This is a genomic window from Mesorhizobium sp. 128a (genome assembly GCF_053848025.1).
On record NZ_JBSPKY010000069.1, the window covers coordinates 1 to 2,141 of the forward strand.

General features: G+C 62.1%; 2 protein-coding genes. Both read left to right on the top strand.

Annotated elements, in window-relative coordinates; genetic code table 11:
- Positions 1 to 1,301 (top strand): tetratricopeptide repeat protein (locus ACWTU9_RS33075; protein WP_455861994.1); only part of this gene is annotated, 1,301 nt, incomplete at its 5' end.
- A gap of 44 nt (positions 1,302 to 1,345) precedes the next feature.
- Positions 1,346 to 2,141, top strand: a 796-nt coding sequence (locus ACWTU9_RS33080; RefSeq protein ID WP_455861995.1) for an adenylate/guanylate cyclase domain-containing protein, incomplete at its 3' end; no start/stop codon positions are given.

Here is a 2,141-nt window from a genome sequence, read left to right on the forward strand (position 1 = left end):
CCGGCGAGCAGATCCGCCTCAATGCCCAGCTCATCGATACGGCAACAGGCGACAATCTGTGGGCCAATCGGTTCGACCGCGGCATAGCTGGAGTGTTCAGTGTCCAGGACGAGATGAGCGGGGAGATCGCCAAAGCGCTCGGCGTGCAACCTTCGGCAGCGGAAAGCGAGCGCATGGCGCGCCCGCCGACCGAAAACCTTGAAGCCTACGACTTCTACCTTCGTGCCGAGCAGACAGCACGGACCGGCCGGCGTGACGGGCTGCGGGAGGCGCTCACGCTCTACGACAAGGCGGAGGAGCTTGACCCCGCCTTTGCCGAAGCCTTCGCGGCTGATGCAAGCACAACAGTCTATATCTGGCGCGGATCATTCGACGACATCATGCAGAGCGCGCCAGCGCGCAAGCGCGCCTATGAGAAGGCAAGCCGCGCGCTGCAACTCGACCCGGATCTTTCGTCGCCATATGCGATTCTTGCGATCATGCAGGTCGTGGATCGCCGCTACGACGAAGCCATCGCTTCGGCCAAACGAGCCGTCGCACTCGGCCCCGGCGATGCGGAGACGCAAATAGCCCTGGGATACGTGCAACTGTTCGCCGGCAATCATGCCAAGGCTGCCGAAGCGGTCGAGACAGCGCTCAGGCTCGATCCCAACCTTTCACCCATCAACCGGCAAATTGCCGGGCTGGTCTTTCTCATTCAAGGTAGCGACGACAAGGCGATCGAGGCGCTCGAACGCACCCACGACGAGGCGCCGTCAGTCGGAGATTTCACGGTCACGCTTGGTGCCGCTTACGCCCGCGCCGGCCGCCTGCAGGATGCCAAGGCGGCGGTCGCCAAGGGACTAGGTGCCATGTCGACACCGGGGTTCGATTCATTATCCGCATACCGGGTCAACGGTGCGCAATACCGTAACCCGCAGGATTTGGCTCTCATCATAGATGCGTTGCAACAGGCGGGCTTGCCCGAATGGCCGTTCGGCTTCACCGGCGACGAGCACAACCGCTTGAAGGGCGAGGAGATCGCCTCGCTGGTGCTGGGCCATACGCTGCAGGGCCAGCTTGAACCTGGTCTCGAACCAGCCTTCCTTCAGATCGGGAGCGACGGCAAGGCAGCCTTCCGCTCCACGACGCGGCTGATCACTGAAACCGTCCGTGTCGATGGCGATCTCTTGTGCGAACTGAGCGAGAATATGTTCGGGCGCCCCGACTGCGGTCCCGTCTACAGACGCCGCGAGGATGGAAGCGGCGGCTATTCCTTTGTCAATTCAAGCAAGGTGTTTCACTTCACGGTGGTTCGGTAGATGCACGCGTCCCGGTGATATCGCAGGACTCGCGGATGGAAGGTATGGAGCGAAGGCTTACCGCAATCCTTGCTGCCGATGTTGTCGGCTACAGCCGCCTCATGGGCGAGGACGAGGTAGGCACGCTCGAACGATTGAAGGGCTGCCGTCGCGAACTGGTCGACCCCGCGATCAACGAATTCCACGGTCGCATTATCAAGCTCATGGGCGATGGAGCGCTGGTCGAGTTCGCGAGCGTCGTCGATGCGGTCCAGTGCGCCGCCATGATCCAGCGCCGGATGGCCGATCGCAACAAAGGCACCGATGATGCCCGGCAGATCCGGTTTCGCATCGGCGTCAATCTCGGCGACGTCATCGTTGACGACAATGACATCTACGGCGATGGCGTGAACATCGCCGCGCGCCTCGAGGCTATGGCCGAGCCGGGGGGTGTATGTATCTCGGGCACGGCGTTCGATCACGCGGTGCACAAGGTGGACGTCGGCTTTGCCAGTTTGGGCGAGCAGCGCCTCAAGAACATCGCCGATCCGGTTCGCGCCTATCGGCTACTGCTGGATCCCGCGGCCGCAGGGAAGATCAAGGTGGCAGTTCGCCGGCCGGTATCCTCGCGGGCGATCGGGATGGCAGGAATAGCGGTGCTGTTCGTCGCGCTCCTTGCAGGATTGTTTGCGTGGCAATCGAGGACATCTTCCCTGACCGACCGACCATCGGTCGCCGTGCTGCCGTTTACAAACCTCGGCGGCGATCCGAGCCAGGACTATTTTGCTGATGGTATCACCGAGGATCTGATCACCGACCTCACCAAGCTTTCCGGTCTCGATGTCATCGCCCGCAATTCCG